This is a genomic window from Bartonella sp. CM120XJJH, assembly GCF_042194715.1.
In the GTDB taxonomy this organism is placed as follows: domain Bacteria; phylum Pseudomonadota; class Alphaproteobacteria; order Rhizobiales; family Rhizobiaceae; genus Bartonella.
Genome location: NZ_JBHINE010000001.1, coordinates 217,468 through 235,254, shown reverse-complemented (window position 1 = coordinate 235,254; position 17,787 = coordinate 217,468). Strand labels below are relative to the sequence as shown.

The 17,787-nt window shown below is 36.8% G+C and carries 11 protein-coding genes and 1 tRNA gene; 8 read left to right on the top strand and 4 right to left on the bottom strand.

The window, feature by feature from the left end; all coding sequences use genetic code 11:
- The first annotated feature begins 137 nt into the window (after positions 1-137).
- A complete protein-coding gene (locus tag ACFIKU_RS00885; RefSeq protein WP_375656403.1) occupies positions 138-668 on the top strand; it encodes a helix-turn-helix transcriptional regulator in 531 nt (176 codons plus the stop codon).
- 709 nt (positions 669-1,377) lie between these two features.
- Here ACFIKU_RS00885 and pgi read toward each other — a convergent pair.
- The 3 genes from pgi to ACFIKU_RS00870 all read right to left on the bottom strand — a co-directional run bounded on the left by pgi (position 1,378) and on the right by ACFIKU_RS00870 (position 7,505).
- Positions 1,378-3,042 (bottom strand): glucose-6-phosphate isomerase, encoded by a 1,665-nt coding sequence (gene pgi, locus ACFIKU_RS00880; protein WP_375641417.1) that lies wholly within the window; start codon positions 3,040-3,042, stop codon positions 1,378-1,380.
- A gap of 189 nt (positions 3,043-3,231) precedes the next feature.
- A complete protein-coding gene (locus ACFIKU_RS00875; RefSeq protein ID WP_375641416.1) occupies positions 3,232-6,369 on the bottom strand; it encodes an efflux RND transporter permease subunit in 3,138 nt (1,045 codons plus the stop codon).
- Positions 6,366-7,505 carry an efflux RND transporter periplasmic adaptor subunit gene (locus tag ACFIKU_RS00870; protein WP_375641414.1) on the bottom strand — a complete coding sequence of 380 codons (1,140 nt, stop codon included), beginning with the start codon at positions 7,503-7,505 and terminating at the stop codon, positions 6,366-6,368. Before ACFIKU_RS00870 ends, ACFIKU_RS00875 begins: the two co-directional genes overlap by 4 nt.
- A gap of 366 nt (positions 7,506-7,871) precedes the next feature.
- Between ACFIKU_RS00870 and ACFIKU_RS00865 the strand changes: the two genes are divergently transcribed.
- The 4 genes from ACFIKU_RS00865 to ACFIKU_RS00850 all read left to right on the top strand — a co-directional run bounded on the left by ACFIKU_RS00865 (position 7,872) and on the right by ACFIKU_RS00850 (position 13,002).
- Positions 7,872-7,948, top strand: a tRNA-Arg gene (locus tag ACFIKU_RS00865).
- Positions 7,949-8,717: 769 nt separating this feature from the next.
- Positions 8,718-10,391, top strand: coding sequence for a formate--tetrahydrofolate ligase (locus ACFIKU_RS00860; RefSeq protein ID WP_375641413.1), 1,674 nt, complete (start codon positions 8,718-8,720; stop codon positions 10,389-10,391).
- A 186-nt stretch (positions 10,392-10,577) separates the two neighbouring features.
- On the top strand, positions 10,578-10,811 hold the full coding sequence (rpsU, locus tag ACFIKU_RS00855) for a 30S ribosomal protein S21 (protein WP_273722477.1): 234 nt from the start codon (positions 10,578-10,580) through the stop codon (positions 10,809-10,811).
- 1,630 nt (positions 10,812-12,441) lie between these two features.
- Complete coding sequence (locus tag ACFIKU_RS00850) at positions 12,442-13,002, top strand: SH3 domain-containing protein (protein ID WP_375641412.1); 561 nt, start codon at positions 12,442-12,444, stop codon at positions 13,000-13,002.
- A gap of 46 nt (positions 13,003-13,048) precedes the next feature.
- On the opposite strand, the gene irrA is transcribed toward ACFIKU_RS00850, so the two are convergent.
- The gene (gene irrA, locus ACFIKU_RS00845) at positions 13,049-13,561 is read right to left on the bottom strand and encodes an iron response transcriptional regulator IrrA (RefSeq protein ID WP_375641410.1); all 513 of its coding nucleotides are present in this window, start codon (positions 13,559-13,561) and stop codon (positions 13,049-13,051) included.
- A gap of 231 nt (positions 13,562-13,792) precedes the next feature.
- Here irrA and fabA point away from each other — a divergent pair, with 231 nt between their 5' ends.
- The 3 genes from fabA to fabI are packed head-to-tail and all read left to right on the top strand — an operon-like array spanning position 13,793 to position 16,447.
- The gene (gene fabA / locus ACFIKU_RS00840; protein ID WP_273722474.1) at positions 13,793-14,302 is read left to right on the top strand and encodes a 3-hydroxyacyl-[acyl-carrier-protein] dehydratase FabA; all 510 of its coding nucleotides are present in this window, start codon (positions 13,793-13,795) and stop codon (positions 14,300-14,302) included.
- Between the two features lie 57 nt (positions 14,303-14,359).
- Positions 14,360-15,580 (top strand): beta-ketoacyl-ACP synthase I, encoded by a 1,221-nt coding sequence (gene fabB / locus ACFIKU_RS00835; protein ID WP_375641409.1) that lies wholly within the window; start codon positions 14,360-14,362, stop codon positions 15,578-15,580.
- Positions 15,581-15,628: 48 nt separating this feature from the next.
- Positions 15,629-16,447 carry an enoyl-ACP reductase FabI gene (gene fabI / locus ACFIKU_RS00830; RefSeq protein WP_375641408.1) on the top strand — a complete coding sequence of 273 codons (819 nt, stop codon included), beginning with the start codon at positions 15,629-15,631 and terminating at the stop codon, positions 16,445-16,447.
- The last annotated feature ends 1,340 nt before the right edge of the window (positions 16,448-17,787 follow it).

Sequence of the window (17,787 nt, the reverse complement as noted above, 5' to 3'; positions counted from 1 at the left end):
TTCAAACGGATGCTCAAACCATCCGTTTTTTGTGGGGTTAATGGTAAAATATCTGCCCTCTATATCGGGCGGTAATATGTAGTTAATTCATTTTTTATGCTTTGTAAACATAAAAAATGAATTTATGAGGTATTTTTTTGGCACGTCCCGATTCAGAACCCAAAACACCATTGGCAAAACGCCTACGTGACATAAGAAAAATGCTTGGAAATGAAGAACGCGGCGCTTTTGCAAAAACTCTTGATTTAGCGAAAGGTACGCTCGCAAATTATGAGCTCGGTGTAAATGAACCACCAGCATCTATCGTAATTGCCTATCATAAAATTTATGGCGTAGACTTTCATTGGCTTCTCACTGGCGAAGGCGAAATGTTTAGTGACATGGCAAAAGCGAAAGCAGCTGGTTTTAAACCACAAACTATCCCTACTGGTCTCATGAAAAAGCTTGGTCGCATAGCTTATACAACCTATCGCGATGCTAAAATAAAACTCCCCCCTGAAGATATAGCGGAACTCGCGGCGGAACTTTATAAAAAACTGCAAGAGCTTGTTCAAGACATCAACGACATGGAAGAAGTCGAAGCAACTTTCCCTCTTCTTAAAATTCATTTAAAACGTCAAATAGAGGCTGAAAGAGTACATCTAGAAACTACACAAAATACGGCTTAATGCCCCTTTAATATGAAAAATGAAAGTGGAAATCTTTTTACATTAAAAAATTGACACAACATATTGATAAAAAATATTTTTTACTCGATTTTTAGAGATTTCCACATATATATGGAAATCTTTTTTGCTTTTTTGGTTATTTTTGGCTGATTTTGGAGTGAGCTTCACGATTTACAGAATTTTTTTCACAGAGTCTTCAAAGGCGGTTTTCTGGGCTTTCACAGACTTTTCAAAATTTCTCACAGGGTTTTCAAAGACCTTTCAAAGCCTTCTTTCATTTTCACCCCTAAATTCTAATTTTCGCTCTTTTTTACCATTTTTTGCAATTTTAGGTGTCAAAATCTATTTTGACAAAACGCGCATTTAATGGTAAAAAATAACCATAAAAACAACAAATTACCACGTATTCCTACCTAATCCCACCTCTTCCCACTTAGTATAAAAACTACTGTCAAACTACATTTGTATATTTTGCCACTAGGTTTTGTACCAATCCATTTTTCAAAGGGTCTTCAAAGACCTTTCAAAGCTCTTTATCGTTTTTGCGAATAAATTTTCATTTTTACAACTTTTGCACTTTTTTGATTTTTTGTTACATAAATCCAGTTCAGATAATAAGAGAACGCATAGTAAAATTGAAGAATTATCTCATATTTCTCTCTCATTCTACTTTTGCTTAGTTAGTACAAAACCTACTGTAAAATTATATTTATTTTGCACGTCTTGCTTGAATATGTGCTAGCAACCCTAATGTTGAACTATCACGATTATCCGCTTTACTTTCTCCACGAAGAATTGGTAGTAACTCGTTTGCTAATTCTTTACCAAGTTCAACACCCCATTGATCAAATGAATTAATATTCATTAAAATCCCTTCAACAAAAGTACGGTGTTCATAAAGCGCAATAAGACGACCGAGTGCAAAAGGTGTTAATAAATCTTGAACTAGCGTAATGCTAGGACGGTTTCCTTTAAAACTTCTATGAAGTGCTAAATGATTTGCTTCATCCTCATCAACTCCATTTTTTATCAAGATATGCCGAGTATCTTCAATACTACGCCCCTTCATCAATGCTTTTGACTGTGCTAAACCGTTTGCTAGCAACATCTCATACATAGAATGTAAATTTTTCTCATGCCCTTTTATAAATAAAATAAACTCTACAGGAATAATATCTGTTCCTTGATGAAGAAGCTGAAAAAAAGCATGTTGACTATTTGTGCCTGAATCCCCCCAAACAATTGGACCACTTGAAAAACTTAATGGTTTTCCATCCAGCGAGACTTGCTTACCATTTGATTCCATATCAAGCTGTTGTAAATAAGCTGGAAAATGTATTAAACGCTGTGCATAAGGAATGATAGAACGTGATGAATAACCACAAATAACACGATGCCAGAATCCTAAAAGAGCAAAACGAATAGGAATATTTTTATGCAAAGGCATAGTTTTAAAATGTTGGTCCATTTGCAAAGCACCATTGAGAAATTGGCGAAAATTTCCACCACCTATTGCACACATAACAACAAGTCCAATGGCTGACCAAATTGAATAACGTCCTCCAACCCAATTCCAAAATTTAAAAACTCTTGTGGAATCTATGCCAAATTCTGCTACTTTATCAAGCGCACTTGAAACAGCAACAAAATGCGTACAAACGGCTTCTTCTCCTAAATGTGAACAAATCCACTGACGTGCAACTTGAGCATTTACCATTGTTTCAGCCGTTGTAAAAGTTTTAGAAGCAATGACAAACAGCGTTGTTGCTGGATTCAAAATAGAGAGAGTATCAGAAATATGAGCACTGTCAGCATTCGAAACAAAATGACACTGTGGACCATCATGATAAGGTTTTAAAGCATATGTGACCATTGCAGGACCAAGATCAGAACCACCAATACCAATATTGACAATATCACTTATTCTCTCGCCACTGTTTCCCTTATAGCTGCCATCACGCACCTTTTCAGAAAATCTTTCCATATCTTCAAGGACGTCTTGAATATCGCGAATAAGATTATGACCATCCAACATGAAAATTTCATCCGCAGGTAAACGTAATGCAACATGAAGAACTGAGCGTTTTTCAGTTGTATTAATCGCCTTACCAGAAAACATTGCATCACGCCGGCCTAACACATCTGCTGCGACAGCTAAATCATCTAGAAGTTGCAATGTTTTAAATGTCACGCCACATTTTGAAAAATCGAAAAGAAGATCATCAAGTCTGAGGGAAAAATGGGAAAAACGCTGTTCATCTTCTACAAAATGCCGACGAATATCATAGACCCCATCCTTTGCAGCATGGTTTCGTAAAGCTTTTAATGTGGCTTCAAAAGCCTTTTCATTTCGAATCGAAAAGCTATCTCCCATAAGCTTATCCTATATGGTTATTGATAATGAAATCTATGCCTAAACAATAACAAAGCAGAAAGCGTCTCCTTTATTGCTCGCTATTTTCACTGCTCACATCAAAATGAAGGAATATACAAAATAAAAGGATAAGATCCGAAAATGATATTTTTACAAGAATAAACTTTCAAATCTTTTCTACCAGATACATCATTTAACTTGATTGAGTTCTTTTATTAAACGTAAATCTTCTTCTGCTTTTGGTCTTATAAAACGCCCCAAAAAAAGATACGCAACCGGTGTGACATAAAGCGTAAAAATAGTTGCTAAACCTAAGCCACCAACGATAACCCAACCTAAAGCTATACGAGCTTCTGCGCCAGCACCTTTGGCTAAAACCAAAGGAATACCTCCTAAAATGGCACAAATCATTGTCATACAAACTGGACGAAGGCGAATGTTTGCTGCTTCTTCTACGGCTTCACGCACGCTTCTTCCCTGATCGCGTAATTGATCTGCAAATTCAACAATGAGAATACCATTTTTTGCCATAACACCAATTAACAAAATTAATCCAATTTGGCTGTAAATATTAAGACTCACACCGCTTAATAGCATAGCAATTACAGCGCAACCAATCCCTAATGGGACAGTGGCCATGATAATGAATCCTGAAATAAAGCTTTCAAACTGAGCAGCCAAAATCAATAAAATAATCAAAAAGGCAATACCAAAAACAATCATAAAATTGGAAGATGTTTCATTAAGCGTTTCGGCTTCCCCTAAGGGAACCAAATAGGTTCCTTTCGATAACAAAGGAGAAGCAATTTTCTGTACAGTTTGGTAAGCTTCCCCTAAAGCGATATCTGGAGCAAGATTTGCGCTTAAAATAACAGCACTCATGCGTTTTTCCCGTTTTAATTGGGGGGCGATAGCTTTTTCATGTAAACGCGCAATAACCGATAAAGGAACATATCGATTGTCTTTAGTCTTTAAGAAAATATTTTCTAAATCACTAGGACTCTTCATAGAATTTTTACGCGATATCAATTTAACATCGTAAGAATGATCATCCACGTTAATGGAACCAATCTTTTTACCATCCAACATTGCTTGTAATGTATCGCCCAAATTGGTGATATCAATCCCTAAATCAGAGGCTTTTTTTCGATTGATTTCAATAAAAAATTGCGGTTGTGTTGCATCAACAGTAAGGCGTGGGCGAATAAAACGCGGATCATCTTGTAAAGCACTCACCAGCTTATCAGCAATGGGTTGTAATGTTGCATAATCATTGCCAAGAATTGCAAATTGTAACCCTTGCCCAGTTCCGCTCACACCTAGAGAATTTCCCTGCGCAGCAAACACAAAAACTGCAGGAAACTGTTTAACCTTTGCATTAACATCTTTCACAATTTCTTGCTGACTACGTAAACGTTTATCCCAAGATGAAAGCAATAAAATCAAAAAAGCAGTATTGGGTGAACCTCCAATACCCGCGATAGAGTAACTGTTAGCAATCTCCCCTGCATCACGTAATGGCTGTAGACTTGCTTCAATTTGCTCTACCTGCTCGTTCAAATATTGTGTCGAAATCCCTTGTGGTCCATTAATGACCAAAAAGATCACAGCTCTGTCTTCTGCTGGCGTTAATTCCTGTTGTAGCTTCGTATAGCCTCCAACACAAAGACCCCCAAAAATAAGTGAAGCAAAAACAACAGCCCAAGGCTTTTCTAAACACTTATGCAAACTGTAAGTATATGCCTTATGAAAAAAAGTACCTAATTTATATAAAAAAGTAAAATAATGATGGGACTTTTCCTCTTTATCCTCAATATGTTCTTTGAGAAAACGTGAAGCCAACATGGGACAAAGTGTTAAAGCAACAATTGAAGAAAGCAAAATAGAAATTGCCAAAACAAAACCGAATTCTCTAAAAAGTCCTCCAACTTGCCCAGGAAGAAAGGAAATAGGAACAAACACAGCCACTAATGTCAATGTTGTTGCTAAAACAGCAAAAAATACTTCACGTGTTCCTATCACCGCCGCTGCTCTGGAACCTAATCCCATGTTGCGCCACCGAACAATATTCTCAAGAACAACAATGGCATCATCCACAACAAGCCCTGTTGCTAAAACAAGTCCTAAAAATGTGAGAATATTCAATGAAAATCCTACAAGATAAATAGCTGCAATGGTACCAATCAAAGCGACAGGAAGAGATAAAGCAGGTATCAGTGTTACACGAATGTCTTTGAGAAAAAGAAAAATGACCAAGACAACGCTCAAAATAGCAATGACCAACGCAACCTCAACCTCATGAAGGGCACTTTTAATAAAAATTGCATCGTCATTAATAACGTCTATATGTACAGAAGAAGGAACAATACTTTTGAGATTATCAACAACAGCTCTCACACCTTCAGAAATATTAAGAGTGTTGGATTGTGCTTTACGTACGATACCTAATCCAATACCTGTCTTTCCATTGATACGAAGAATAACCGTTTCTATATCCGGCGATAAAGTAACATGCGCAACATCACCAAGATGCACATGAGGCTTTAAAACAACTTGTTCAAAAGATTCTGGTGTTGTTAAACGTGCAGTAGCACGTACAACTAAAGTTTGCTTAGAATTGCGTAATGACCCTACTGGCACATCTGTTGTCATATCAGCAAGAACACGTGAAATATCTGCTACAGTTAATCCATAACTTGCAAGTTTTGCTTGATCTATATCAATCTGAAAAATCTTTGTGCGAGCACTATCGACCTGTACATCACCAACACCATCAACAGCAGAAATAGCATCAACAATCTGATCGTTTACAATCGTGGTTAAATCATCAACACTCATTGTTGGTGACGTCACAACCAAATACATCATGGCAGCAGCATTCGAATCTGCTTTAATAATCAAAGGCGAATCCGCATCTTTCGGTAAAGAATAGGTAACACGGGAGAGAGCATCACGAATATCAGATGCCGCTACATTCAAATCAACACCGACATTAAAATTAATCTGCACACGGGAGCGTCCAAAAGAAGACGTTGAAGAAATCGTCTTAACACCTGAAACACGAGAAACAGCATCTTCTATAACTTTTGTAACTTCACGATCAATTGTTTCTGCCGATGCACCAGAAAACATCGTCACAATCGTTGTTACGGGAGTATCAACATCGGGTAATTCTCTTACATCAACATTTAACCATGCTGCAAATCCTGCAATGATGATCATAGCATTCAAAACAAGAGTAAAAACCGGTCTGCGAATAAATAAGGTAATGAGACCACCTTGCTCCACCTTTGACGTAGGCTGTTTTGTGCTCAATTCTTGGCTCATTGTATATCCATTCCATAACCTGCTGATAATTGCTGTTGATGGGACTTTGGATCATCAATAGTTACTTTACTTCCTGGATAAAGCATTTGCACCCCTTGAATGACAACCTGATCACCATTTTCTAGGGCAGCTTTCACGAAAACCTGATCCGCTTTATGCTGAATAATTGATACGGGTATAGACTCTACTTTTCCTTCTCTCACGCGCCAAACGAATGACCCTTTACTGTTCCATTGAACAGCAAGAGGATTAACGACAGGAAAAGAACCACCATGAAATTGCAAGACAACAGAAAAGGACATACCAGACATGAGCGTATCTTTTTCATTATTAATTTCAACCTGAGCATGAAGTGTGCGACTTTCTGGATCAACGATATTATCAATCGCATAAATATGACCAACAAAAGATCTATCTGGCTGCGCTGTTAACGTTGCCGTTACCTCATCTCCTTTATGGATGCGCGACACATATCGTTCAGGGGCCCATATATCGACCAAAATACGTTCTCTATTCTCAATACGGCCTATTACAGTATTAAGGGCTACATTATTCCCCGCATCAACGGGCAAAATACCAACAACTCCAGGAATCGGTGCACGAATTGTTCGCCTATCGAGCTCTAATTCAGCATTACGCAAAACTAAATTTGCGTTATCCAACTCTAAGCGTGCCATAATTTCTTGAACTTCCGTTGCTGTATTGCTGGCGCGTAATTTAAGAATGCGCGAAAGCGTTAACGCATTATTATCACGTTGTACTTTTGCTTTTGCAGCCGCTATTTCCTCTTTTTTAGAATCAAGCTTTGCAATCACATCATCGGCTTGTACTTTTGTGCCAGCTGATACAAAAAGCTTATCAATAACACCTGAGGATAAAGGGGTAAGATCGACTTCTGCAAGAGCTTTTCCACTCCCAAGCACGTTAAGTTGTTCATAAAGATCTTGAACTTTTACAAGATCAACGACAACATTCACCGGTGGTCGTCCCATTTTTTCCTTTGAAGCTTTATGGGATACTCCTGTTTTATCCACTATAGAAATGGGTTGTTCTGCACTCTTTTTTCCAGCCCAATAAGTAACCGTTAAAACAACGATTAAAAACACTAATGGAAAGCTCTTTTTTAATAACGCCATACACCCATCCTTGCTGTGTCATGTTCATCTGAAATAGTTTTCAACAGTAATATCGGCGTTTTACACAAAAACCATACAGCGGGTGTATATATCTTACCCCCACCGCAAAAAACACATCTCATCCCTGCTTGACTATCTTTCATAGATTAAAACGTCAAGTTAACTATCGTTCATATTGCTTTGTACGGTCAAAACAAAAAAATGATCAAATCAAAACCAACTGAAACAATAATATATTATATCCTTTTTTAAAATATCTCATAAAAAAGAGAGATTTTTTTATGACGCCCCAAGTTTCACTTGCATTTCTTGAATGAAACGATTAGGAACCTTTTGTCTTAGACAATGTAAAAAATTGAAGTGTATGCACCCGTAGCTCAGCTGGATAGAGCACCAGACTACGAATCTGGGGGTCAGGAGTTCGAATCTCTTCGGGTGCGCCATCTATCAATATAATACCTTACTTATAAAGTCAGGCTTTTTAAATTCTTTATTTTGTGATTTATTTTTACCTATCTTTGATTTTTTTGCATTTTGTTATTTCATTCTGTTGTGAGTCGTTTCTTTAGCTATTTTGCTAGAATAGGATGTTACGAGTCCTTCAATGCAGCCCCAAGGTGCTTTTGTTAGCTAATAATCATAGCGATTGCGTGAGTAGCGTGTGTTGTTGTTTTCTTTTTTCAATCTATGCGCTTGTTTTTGGTCTCTTCCGGATTATACTCTCTAATCAGTCAGGTAATTTTTCACGTGCTGATTTCTAATTTTTCCATAACTGGATATTTCTGAATATTTTATTTCTAGCAGTTCCAACTTAAGAGGCACTTCAGATGTGCCACCATAAATTCCGGTTTATCACCATATAAAACTTTTTCAGTGTGTTGTTGGAAAGAATAAATAAACTACTTCTCAAACGTACCACCATCAAACACTTATGGTATCCATTAATATCATCAGAATTTTGTTGCAAACCAAAGCTTCTTTTCGAAATATTTTTAATTGAATTAAACGTATTTTTACTGCTTAAAAGCAGAGAGATTCTTTTCCTAAAAAACAATAAAACTCTTCTTGTGCTTCTTTAGCATTATCTCTTGCATGGCATATCATCGACTTCTATGATATCTTAACATTTTTTGTTCTCTATGAATTCTTCTAATTAATTCATGGGGTACAGATCCCGAACATTAATAAAAGTTAAGTTTAAAGAATTTTTCCATGCTTAAAACAGATATTGAAATTGCTCGCACTGCTAAAAAACAACATATTATTGAAATTGCACAAAAAATTGGTATCTCACATGAAAATCTTATTCCCTATGGCCATGATAAAGCTAAAATTTCTTCTGAATACATAAAATCGCTTAATAAAAATCCAGATGGTAAACTTATCCTCGTCACAGCTATCAATCCCACACCTGCCGGAGAAGGCAAAACAACAACAACAGTTGGACTAAATGATGCTCTTAATCTTATTGGTAAAAAAACAATCGCTACCTTGAGAGAACCGTCTTTAGGTCCCTGTTTTGGCGTAAAAGGTGGTGCTGCTGGTGGTGGTTATGCGCAAGTCGTTCCAATGGATGACCTTAATTTACATTTTACCGGTGATTTTCATGCTATTACAGCTGCTCATAATCTTCTTGCCGCGATGATAGATAATCATCTTTATTGGGGCAATACTCTAAACATTGATCCACGTCGCATTGTTTGGAAACGCGTTCTTGATATGAATGACCGTGCATTGCGCGATATTGTTATTTCATTGGGGGGCATAACAAATGGTTTTCCACGCCAAACAGGTTTTGATATTACTGTTGCGTCAGAAATTATGGCACTTCTTTGTCTCTCTGAAAATTTAGAAAACCTTACACAAAGACTCAAAAAAATTATTGTTGCTTATCGTTATGATAAAACGCCCATCACCGTTTCTGATCTCAATGCGGAAGGTGCAATGGCAGTTCTTCTCAAAGATGCTATACAACCCAATCTCGTACAGACAATTGAAAATAACCCTGTTCTCGTTCATGGAGGACCTTTTGCCAACATTGCTCATGGTTGCAATTCAGTTATAGCAACAAAAACTGCTTTAAAACTTGCTGATTATGTTGTCACAGAAGCAGGGTTTGGAGCAGATCTTGGAGCAGAAAAGTTCTTCAATATCAAATGTAGACAAGCAGGTATTGTACCAAATGCTACAGTGATCGTCGCAACTATTCGTGCATTAAAAATGAATGGTGGTGTGGATAAAAATAACCTGACAGAAGAAAATATCACCGCTTTAGAAAAAGGAACAGCCAATCTTTTACGACATATAAAAAATATGGAGCACTACGGTATTCCTTGTGTTGTGGCTATCAATCATTTTAACAGCGATAGCGATGCTGAAATAAAAACATTACAAAAAATAGTTGCAACAACTGGACACAAAGCTATTATCTGTAAGCATTGGGAACAAGGTGGAAAAGGCGCTATAGAACTTGCACAAGAACTCGTTACCTTGATTGAAGAAACACATTCTCATTTTAAAGTTTTATATCAAGATAATATTCCACTCGTTCAAAAAATTAATTGTATTATAACAAAACTATACGGTGGGCGTGGCGCCGTCATCCCAACCCCTATTCTCAAACAACTTGAATCTTGGGAAAAAGAAGGTTTTGGGGACTACCCTATTTGTATGGCAAAAACACCTTATTCTTTTTCTTCTGATCCCAAGCAATATGGTGCTCCTGTTGATTTTGAAATTCCCGTACGAGAAGTTCGTCTCTGTGCGGGAGCCGGCTTTATTGTTGTCATTTGTGGAGATGTTATGACCATGCCGGGACTACCCCATTATCCCACAGCTGAAAAAATTCATCTTGACGAAAATGATCAAATACAAGGACTTTCATAAATTTATAACCGTAAATTCTATCATTCATTATAAAAAGCGTTTTATTGCAAAAAGAATAGAATTTTAAAAAGCGATATAGACAAATGCCTTCTTTATATGATATAGGTGTTTGTCCTTTTGGATATGCCTTTAAAAGGACGTAGGTTTTTCCTATCATTTATGACACTGAAAAAAGCAGGATAGATAGTGCAAGTACTCGTTCGTGATAATAATGTTGACCAAGCGCTCCGCGCGTTGAAAAAAAAGATGCAGCGTGAAGGTATCTTCCGTGAAATGAAAATGCGTAGTTATTATGAGAAGCCATCTGAGAAGCGTGCTCGTGAAAAGGCTGAGGCTATTCGTCGTACACGTAAGCTTGCTCGTAAGCGTGCGCAAAGAGAAGGTTTTGTTAGTAACGGACGAACTGTTGCGGCGAAGTAATATACTTTATGATATTATATAATTGCATAAGCAATAGATAATAAGCTACTAGAAGATTTTATTTTCATAGGTGGTTTTAATAAATTGCTTTTGTGTAGGTTTTCTTGTGCAATGTTGTATAGTATGTTAGTTATTTGAAAATAATAAGGTTTCTATCATAGAGGTGGCTTTTATTTCACTCTTATATTTCAAAAATAGATAACAAACTACACTTTAGATATTTAAGTGACTTGTTCCTCTGTGAATTGAGTGTGAGGTGTTTTATTATCACTTTTCGCTATAACTTTTCTTTTTCTGGATATCTCTTAAATAACTGTTTTTATGTGAAAATTTCATGATGATTTTCTTTTTTTGTCTTTAAATATTCTACATCTTTCGAACATCCTAGATCAGATTGCAAAACAAAAATAACTATCGCAATATGCGGTTGTGTGTAAAAATATTATATCAAATGCATAATCCTCTTTCCCTTCAGTTATGTAACAAAACGATATACTTCCATAACTTTTTATATCTCTTGCCTCTGTCTCTCTAGAGGATGACGAATTTCAACCACTGCACTACAGATTCTTTTTTCTTGCTAAATGTCTTCTATTTATCACTTATGTAATTACCCTCATAAGTGTATCGAATAAGCCCTTCTATTTCATTCAACTTTCTTCTATACAGAGTTAGAGAAAAAGAAAATTGACAATAAACAGAGAAACCACTGTATTTTAATATGGATGAATGTGCCTTTTATTACCATTTTTGATGGAAATATTTTTACAATTTAAATAGCGAGTTAAAGTTTTTAACGCATTGATTTATCACTATAAGTAATCGTTTTTCATATTAAGTAATAATTCTGAATCACGTAAAGTTTCTCAACACCTTCTCATATTGAATCAATGAAGATTATTTTCTTGTACATCATAAGCGGAATTCGTATGCAAATGGAATAAAAGCTATTTAAGAAAAAACAAAAATGCTTCTTATGAACACCCTAAATAATAGGAACTGCATAACATTGAAAGCTGATAAATAGAACGATGGAGCCACCTTATCTACCATACAGATAAGCATTATCATGGTATAAGATTATGGTATAGCAAATTTTATAAAATGGATTATCACGAAAAAGTGTCCTGTTAAAATTAGCCCTTCACATATCAACCTACTCTATAATGTTGCTCATATTTTTACGCTTAAATATTTTATTTATCGTATTATTTTGTCCATTCAAAACTTTTTTCATGCCACACGATACCCCCTTTACTGAACAGCTTTGTTCATAATATGCATACATGTACTTTTACTTCGAGAAACAAACTTAGAAAAGAGATGCAATACGTTAGCCCTAATTTCCTGTACAAAAACTGCTACGGCTCCAGACGGCTCCAGTATGCTTTACTGTTTTATCGCGCGTACAGCTACATAAAAATCCAATGTTTATTTATATCTATCCCCTCATAAACAAAATAAGCACTAAGAAATACAAACTTTTGTTTTCCTTATTTTGATATTTTTGTAGCAATTTGCTCATCGTTTAGATCTCTTTAACGAGCAGTGTGTCATACTTTTTATCAGTTTCCAGTCTTATCTTTCAGATTTTAAATTTCCAATATATGACGAAATAAAGGAGTTCGGTGTGCAAAATTCTCGTTGGTTTCGTATTTCAATACTCGCATCATGTATCTTAATAACAACAGTCATTGTATTGGGTTCACCTCATTTGTTGCATGCACAAACATTTAATCAAAATTTAGGGCCTAGTGGTTTACCACTTCCGCGATTTGCTTCTATTAAACCCACCAGCGTTAATGTACGCGTCGGACCAGGAAGCAACTATTCTATCATTTTTACCTACAAAAAGAAGGGATTACCTATTGAAATCATTCAAGAATATGATCAATGGCGCAAAATTCGTGATGCAGAAGGCGATGAGGGATGGGTGTATCAATCGCTTTTATCGGGAAAGCGAACCGCTATAACTATTCCATGGCAAAAAGATAAAACAAAAAGGCTGATGCTACGAAAAAACCCCACCGACAACGCAGAACTTGTGGCGGAAGTAGAACCTAATGTCATTGGTAATATCCGCCAATGTGATGGACAATGGTGCGAACTAAACATTAATAATACGCGCGGATGGCTTCAGCAACCCCAGTTATGGGGAATCTATCCTGATGAAAAAGTAAAAGGTTGGTGAACGCTCAAACTCATCAAGTTTAATTTTTATTCCTCATTGAATATCTTCACTGCCTATCACAAGATTGATTTTTTGGTTTCAATCGCACGATCAAATCAACATGTGAAATTTCCATACCTTCTGGTGGCTCAGGCAAATTTCTAATAATGGGAGCTTCTTCCAAATTGTAAGGAATATCAAGAATACGATTTTCGCCTTCTATATAAAAATGGTAGTGATCAGAGGTATTGGTATCAAACCAAGTTTTTGAGCCTTCTACGGCAATAATCCGTAATAATCCCGCTTCCGTAAATTGATGAAGCGTATTATAAACCGTTGCTAAAGATACAGGTACACCTGCCCTCACAGCTTCCTCATAGAGCTCTTCAGCAGTAATATGACGATTTCCTTGGGAAAAAATCATATGCGCAAGTTCCAACCGCTGACGTGTTGGACGCAAACCATTTTGACGCAAACGCTTTTCTAACATAGAAATGGAATAATATTGCACAATTTTTCCACACTCTTTTGTGAACTGTTGCTCTTCATTGATATCTAAATTGTCTGCACTCACTGACATATTACAAACCCAAATATATTCCTGCTAAATAAGATCAAAATACAAAAAAATGGGAATAGTATGGTGTAATCTTGTATTCCATTTTTAAATAATTACCTATGTAGAATACATAAAAAAAGGCTTTTGTCATTAAAAATGATATAAAATCATTTCCCTCTCTTTAAAATTTGCTCTAAAAGTAGGTTGAGAAAAGCGCAGAAATAAAGATATATGCAAATAAATGGAGTAACAATGGCTGAACAAAAGTCTCGCTACACTTATGAAGAGCTTCTAAGCTGCGCTCGCGGCGAAATGTTTGGTAGAGGTAATGCGCAATTGCCAGCACCGCCAATGTTGATGATTCATCGAATCACTCAAATTAGTGAAACTGATGGTAAATACGATAAAGGGATGGTTCGCGCCGAATTTGACATTACACCTGACATGTGGTTCTTTAATTGTCACTTTATAGGCGATCCCGTCATGCCAGGATGTCTCGGACTGGATGGTATGTGGCAATTAACAGGCTTTTTTCTTGGTTGGCTAGGCGAACCAGGAAAAGGAAGAGCGATATCAACAGGTGAAGTAAAGTTATCAGGGATGGTAACTCCACAAACCAAAATTCTTGAATATGAAATAGATTTTAAGCGTATTCGACGTGGAAATTTAGTCTTAGGAATAGCTGATGGGTGGTTAAAAGCAGATGGAGAGACTATTTATAAGGCGAATGATTTACGCGTTGCTTTATTCAAAGAAGATTGAACGTTATTTCCATTAGAAAGAACTTTTCACTATTCTGTATGGAACGAGGAGGTATGAATGCGTCGAGTTGTTGTAACCGGAATGGGAATTGTCTCCGCGATTGGAAATAACCCTGGAGCTGTTTTAACCAGTTTACGTGAAGCAAAATCCGGAATTTCTTACGCACCTCAATATGCCGAATTAGGCTTTCGTAGCAGAGTTTATGGCAAACCCGATATTAATATAGAAGAACTTGTAGATCGACGCGCTCTACGTTTTCATGGGCGTGGAACAGCATGGAATCACATCGCCATGGATCAGGCAATTGCTGATGCGGGTCTAGAACCGCATGAAGTATCGAATGAACACACGGGTATTATTATGGGTTCTGGAGGTGCTTCAACACATTCAATCGTTGAGGCTGCTGATATTACACGCCAAAAAGGTCCAAAACGTGTTGGACCTTTTGTTGTCCCTAAAGCGATGAGTTCTACAGCATCCGCAACACTTGCAACTTTCTTTAAAATAAAGGGGATCAATTATTCAATCTCTTCAGCTTGTGCTACCTCAAATCATTGTATTGGTAATGCTTACGAAATGATTCAATATGGTAAGCAGAAACGCGTCTTTGCGGGTGGCTGCGAAGATCTGGATTGGACACTATCTGTTTTATTCGATGCTATGGGCGCTATGTCCAGCAGATATAATGACATCCCTCACAAAGCTTCACGTGCTTATGATGTTAATCGTGATGGTTTTGTCATTGCTGGAGGGGCTGGTGTTTTAGTCCTTGAAGATTTAGAACTTGCTAAAGCACGCGGTGCAAAGATCTACGGAGAAATCGTTGGATACGGTGCGACATCCGATGGGCATGATATGGTTGCCCCATCAGGAGAGGGAGCGGAACGGTGCATGCGCATGGCCCTTGCAACAGTCAATAATAAAATTGATTATATCAATCCCCATGCGACAGCAACTCCTGTTGGTGATCCTCCTGAGATAGAAGCTATCCGTCGTGTCTTTGGAGCAGGTGATCAATGCCCCCCAATTTCCGCTACCAAATCTCTAACAGGACATTCCTTGGGTGCAGCTGGTGTTCAAGAAGCAATCTATACATTGTTAATGATGAATCATAATTTTATTTGTGAAAGTGCTCATATTGAAGAACTTGATCCAGCTTTTGCCGATATGCCAATTGTTCGTAAACGCCGCGATCATCAACAACTTAATACCGTGTTGTCAAATACTTTTGGCTTTGGCGGTACCAATGCAACGCTTGTTTTCCAACGCTATGAATAAACAAAAGTTCTTAGTAATTGAAAAAAGCACGGTCTTACGGAGAATAATATGAAAGGTTTGATGGAGGGCAAACGTGGCCTTATTATGGGAATTGCGAATGACCATTCAATTGCTTGGGGCATTGCCTGTCAGCTCGCACAAGCAGGAGCTGAACTAGCATTGACTTATCAAGGAAATGCTTTTGGAAAACGTGTTCAGCCTCTAGCAGATAAACTTGGCTGCAAATTAGTGCTAGAGTGTGATGTTGAAAAAAGTGAAAATATTGACTACGTCTTTGAGCAACTTGAAAAAGAATGGGAAACTATTGATTTTATTGTCCATGCCATTGGTTTTTCAGATAAAAATCAGCTAAAAGGGCGTTACGTTGATGTTACAACACGTGAAAACTTTCAACGTACGATGGTTATTTCAGCGTATTCCTTTACTGAAATTGCTCAGCGTGCGAGTAAGCTTATGCCCAATGGAGGAACACTTTTAACTCTTACCTATGGTGCTTCACAGCAAGTTGTGCCTAATTATAACATCATGGGTGTTGCTAAAGCAGCTTTAGAAGCTATGGTCCGTTATTTAGCAGCGGACTTTGGTCCTCAAAATATCCGTGTCAATGCGATTTCCGCTGGTCCTGTTAGAACTTTAGCAGGTAATGGTATTGCAGCCGCACGGGCAATATTTTCACATCAACGCCGTAATGCCCCATTACGGCGTACCGTAAATATTCATGAAATTGGAAAATCTGCTCTTTATTTACTCTCTGACTTATCATCAGGTGTTACAGGTGAAATCCATTATGTTGATTCAGGCTATAACATCATGTCTATGCCAATACTTGAAGAACTGAAAAAAAGTGATGATACTCAGGAAGGATAAAAATCATCGCACTTAGAAAAATATGACGTAAGTCACCTGTGGGGGGCTTTATAAGAATAAGTGTAATACAAAACCAGATATATGATGCCTTGTTTTGCAAATTATTTTATAAAAAATCCGAATATTTTTTCAATCCATGGTTGATAAATTTTGTATTTTAGGACGTTATTTACTTTACTAAAGCATATGCTTTTGCCGTTGCTTATAAATCAATATCCAGCCCTCATGCCACCGCAGTTTGAAACAGAGATTAGAGAATTATTAAAATCCTTAGTCTCAGCTTTTGTATACCAAATTGAAAAAAATATTGCCTACCGTTTGGTTTATTCTTGAAACGGAAATACAATCTAATTTAGGAAGAATATGAAGGCGTCAACAAATCAATCATTAGCCTTACTATTATTCTTTAATGAGGCTTTACGGTTTTCAAAGCATCCGCATCAATATTTTTTTAATAATAGAGGTTACGCTTTACCTCACACCTTTATTTTTCTCATTTTTTAATGAAAGCATTTCTCTAATGTGTCAGATAAAAGAGAACGCCCAAAAACACTACAGTTGTTGCTCCTTCATGCATTTTTTAAAGATATCTCTCAATGCACGCCATTCCATTTCACAATGGTATCTGTAGATACGTATAAAAAATCCCTGTGAAGTACATCAAATCCTTTTTGCACCACCATTTTAATGTTTATACAGATGACAAACCGACACCATCATTTTACTTGCCATATTCTAATGTTGAAACAACTCTTGATACGTGAGATGATCCATTAGAAGTATTTTTAATAATTTTTATCCACATACTAACCCGCTTGTGACAAGAAAACACATATTTTTTAATTAACTCAATACAAAAATAAAATGAATTATTCATATAAATCAATTTGTTATCTTTATAATCACATTTTTTTCAGTTTAGATGACAGCCACAAACAAGTACAATAACATTTTTTCAATCTTAGACTTTTAAAGTTGTAATTCCAAAAATCATTTCTTGCATATAAAAAACAGAATTGACATGTGAGAAAATAAAAGGCGTAAATATCTCTACTGAACAACTTCAATTGCCAAGAACTGTCTCAACATCGAGGGGGTAATGATGCTCGGCTTCCTCCTTCATAAACGTAAAGATGGGGATGCGCACAATGGCTTTATCGCTACACTATTCACGGTCCCCGTCACGAATTGGGCTTTAGAGTTTTAAGAGAGGTCTCTTTAAAATAAACGCGTGAATATACAACAACAATCGGGTTTTTTGGGCATTCTATTTTACCTGACACATCAGAGAAATGCTTTCATTAGAAAATGAAAAAATAAAGGTGTGAGATAATCTCCAT